This is a genomic window from Candidatus Nitrosarchaeum limnium BG20, assembly GCF_000241145.1.
Classification (GTDB): Archaea; Thermoproteota; Nitrososphaeria; order Nitrososphaerales; family Nitrosopumilaceae; genus Nitrosarchaeum; species Nitrosarchaeum limnae.
Genome location: NZ_AHJG01000302.1, coordinates 1 through 3,650, shown reverse-complemented (window position 1 = coordinate 3,650; position 3,650 = coordinate 1). Strand labels below are relative to the sequence as shown.

The window sequence follows — 3,650 nt, the reverse complement described above, 5'->3', positions numbered from 1 at the left end:
CAGTCTTTGAGATAAATCTAGATGTTTCATAAATCAATTCAGATTTAATGTTAGTTTCATATTTTTGCTCAAATGGAAGACATTTCAATGCCATTGAAAATTCTTCCAATGAAGCATTTCCAGCTCTCTCACCAATTCCATTGATGGTAACATGTGCACACGAAGCTCCAGCATGAATACCAGCCAAAGAGTTTGCAACGGCCAAACCAAAGTCATTATGACAATGAACGCTTACTGGAAGATTTGTTGCTTTGACAGTATCTCTTGTTAATTCTGCCATGTATTCAGGAGTGGAGTATCCTACAGTATCAGGAATATTGACTCTATCAGCTCCTGCTTTTGCAACATCAGCAAATACTTTTTTTAAGAATTCTCTGTCAGTTCGTGTAGCATCCTCAGCTGAAAACTCTACTTGGAGACCACGAGATTTTCCATACTCTACTGCTTCAATTGCTTTTTCAAGTGCTTGTTCTCTTGTCATTTTGAGTTTGTATTGTAAGTGTATATCAGAAGTTGCAATGAATGTGTGGATGTAATTTAATCCTGCATTAACTGCGGAATCAATATCATTTTTGATAGTTCTAGTTAATCCTGCAATCTCACATGATAATCCCTCAGCTGCAATCATCTTGACTGCTTTGAATTCACCAGATGAAATAACTGGAAAGCCTGCCTCTATTGCATCAACGCCTAGATCATCAAGTTTTTTTGCAATTGCTAATTTTTGATCTGGGGATAGAGAGACTCCAATTGTTTGTTCTCCATCTCTTAATGTTGTATCAAATATTCTAACTTTCATGCCCCGCTCCTTTGTAAGGCAGCAACACCGGTTCTTGCAACATCAAGAATTCCAAATGGTTTTGCTAATTCCTCAAAAGCCCGGATTTGATCAGGAGTAGCAGTCAATTCAACCATTATGGAATCTTTGCGTACATCGTGAATTTTGCCACCATATGCATTTGCCAATTTGTTAACTTCCATGCTATCATTAGCATTACTCAGTTTAATCTTAAAAATACTTAGTTCACGGTATACTGTTTTGTGCTCATCTAGGTGTTTTACCTCTATGGTATCAATCATCTTATCGAGTTGTTTTACTATTTGCTCTACTTGTTTTTCATCTCCATATGTGGTAATAGTCATTCTGGAATATTCGGGATTTTCAGTCACACCTACAGATATACTATCAATGTTGAAATTTCTTGATCTGAAAAGATGAGTTACTTTAAACAAGATTCCGGGTTTGTTTTCAACTAATAGAGTAAGAATTGCCCACATGATTAATCACTATGAAGGTAAGATCATATCCGCAAGAGAAGTTCCAGGAGCTACAAATGGCAATACATCTTCTTCAGGGTCAATTGGTATATCAATTACTGTTGCAACGTCACTTTTCAATGCTGTTTTGATTGCCTTATCAAGCTCATCCATTGATTGTGCACGTATTCCTTGAGCACCATATGATTCTGCAAGTTTGACATAATCAGGACATTTTCCCTGATCAACTCCAATCATTCTTCTATCATAGAAAGTTCTTTGCCATTGGGCAACCATTCCCAATGTAAAATTATTTAATAAAAATACGATAACTGGAATATCTTCCAACACTGCTGTTGCAAGAGAATTTTCGGTCATACTGAAACTACCATCACCTGCAATATCCACTACAGGAACATCAGGTCGTGCTACTTTTGCACCTATTGCTGCAGGGAATCCCCAGCCCATAGTTCCAAGTCCAGTAGAACTAAAAAAAGTTCCGGGTTGTATTACATCGTAAAATAATGAAGCCCACATTTGATGCTGACCTACTTCGGTAGTTACAATAGATTCATGTGGTAAAATTTCTCTAAGCTTTCTTAGAATTTTTGCAGCGCCCATTTCACCAGGATGTAATTTTAAATGTTCTTTCCAGTATGCTTTGGTTTCTTTTACATGTTTAATCCAAACCGTGTCTTGAGTTCTCTTTGCTGTTTTTTGTAAAAGCATCTTAACCATAATTCTAAGTGATGCACGCACGTCACCAACAACTGCAACAGAAGTAGTCTGATTTTTACCAATTTCAGCAGGATCTACATCCATATGAATAATTTTTAGTCTCTTTTCAAATGCTTCAAACGTTCCAACTGATCTATCAGAAAATCTTGTACCTATTGCCAATACACAGTCAGCTTCAGTCATCATCTTATTTGCCTCTGCATGACCATGCATTCCAATTGGGCCTAATGACAACGGATGGTTTTCTGGAAATGCACCCTTGCCTTTGAAAGTAGTAACTACGGGAATCATCAACAGTTCGGCTATTGTTTGGAGTTCTGCAAATGCTGATGAGATGATTGTTCCACCACCAGCTAAGATAATTGGTTTTTCTGCACTAAGTAACATTTCAATTGCTCGCTCCACATGTACAATGTCAGGATCTGTCCATGGATGATAACCACGAATTTTAAATTCATCTGGAAAAACCATCGATGCTTCTTTTTGTTGTACATCTTTTGGAATGTCAATTAAAACAGGTCCAGGTCTACCTGTTTCTGCAATATAGAATCCTTTTCTAACCACTTCTGGAATCTCACCAGGAGTTCTTGGTTGAAATGCATATTTTACTACTGGATTTGCCATTCCAATTATGTCACTTTCTTGAAATGCATCTCGTCCAATCATTGCCACTGGAACTTGACCAGTAACTGCGATCATTGGAGAAGAATCAGCTTGTGCAGTAGCAATTCCAGTTAAAATGTTAGTAGCACCAGGTCCAGATGTTGCAAAGCATACTCCAGGTTTTCTGCTAACTCTCCCAAATCCATCAGCCATATGTGCTGCAGATTGTTCATGTCTTACCAAAATATGTCTAATATCACATCTAGCAAATTCATCATACATCGGAAGGTTTGCACCTCCAGGTAAGCCAAATACTTCTTTGACTCCTTCTTTTTCCATAGCTACCATCAATGCTCTGGCGCCAATCATAGTTTCCATTTTATTCAATCAAATCTTTCTCCATAATTTTAATGTGTTAAAATTTAGAGCACGTTTTACAGTACTAGATCAACTAGTAAGAAAATACCCAAGGTACCAATTATTTTTGTGCTCATGAAATTCAAATATGTTTTACAATCGACATTTAATAAAGATTATTAGAAAATAGCTATTTTTTTGAACGTAACTAGTTCAGAAGACTTAAACTGATAATTTTGCACAGCATAATTGACAATTTTGTCTGAAAATGAAGAAATTATCAAAATAATTGAAACGCTTTTTGAATCAGGAAAATCAAAGGATTTTTCATCATTAAGAGACATTCATCTAAACGATTCAAAATTTTCAAGCTTTAGTGATTTACCACCTTATGATCTAAAAAACTATCAAACAACAATCGAATTAGAAGAATTAAGATTTGTAAGCATTTCAGATTACGAATATCAAATTAAAAATCCAAAAATAAGTGTGTTTGGAGATGCAGCTGTAGTTGCACTAGAATTAAAACAAAAAGGAATGCTTGTTGACAACAAAGCATTCACAGGAGAACACATTTCAATTGAAGGTAGAGCAACTTTTGTGTTGGTTAAACAACCAACATGGAAAATTGCACATATTCATCTATCTAAAATATAGAATTGAATTATTTTGTATTTTGTACTGGTTTATTTTGA

3 protein-coding genes and 1 pseudogene are annotated in these 3,650 nt (G+C 35.8%); 1 reads left to right on the top strand and 3 read right to left on the bottom strand.

The genetic code is table 11. The features are described 5' to 3' along the window. From BG20_RS10830 to ilvB, 3 genes and pseudogenes are all read right to left on the bottom strand, one after another. Positions 1–799 (bottom strand): annotated as a pseudogene (locus BG20_RS10830) (2-isopropylmalate synthase); the annotation flags it as partial. Beyond that, on the bottom strand, positions 796–1,278 hold the full coding sequence (ilvN, locus tag BG20_RS10825) for an acetolactate synthase small subunit (RefSeq protein WP_007401898.1): 483 nt from the start codon (positions 1,276–1,278) through the stop codon (positions 796–798). The gene ilvN and the pseudogene BG20_RS10830, both read right to left, overlap by 4 nt. Positions 1,279–1,287: 9 nt before the next feature. Further along, on the bottom strand, positions 1,288–2,976 hold the full coding sequence (gene ilvB / locus BG20_RS10820) for a biosynthetic-type acetolactate synthase large subunit (RefSeq protein ID WP_010195234.1): 1,689 nt from the start codon (positions 2,974–2,976) through the stop codon (positions 1,288–1,290). Between the two features lie 228 nt (positions 2,977–3,204). Between ilvB and BG20_RS10815 the strand changes: the two genes are divergently transcribed. Continuing rightward, a complete protein-coding gene (locus BG20_RS10815) occupies positions 3,205–3,612 on the top strand; it encodes a nuclear transport factor 2 family protein (protein ID WP_010195224.1) in 408 nt (135 codons plus the stop codon). Positions 3,613–3,650 lie beyond the last annotated feature (38 nt).

Excerpts from the sequence above, each read along its gene's own strand:
- ilvN (WP_007401898.1), bottom strand. The coding sequence starts at position 1,278 with ATGTGGGCAATTCTTACTCTATTAGTTGAAAACAAACCCGGAATCTTG.
- ilvB (WP_010195234.1), bottom strand. The coding sequence starts at position 2,976 with ATGGAAACTATGATTGGCGCCAGAGCATTGATGGTAGCTATGGAAAAA.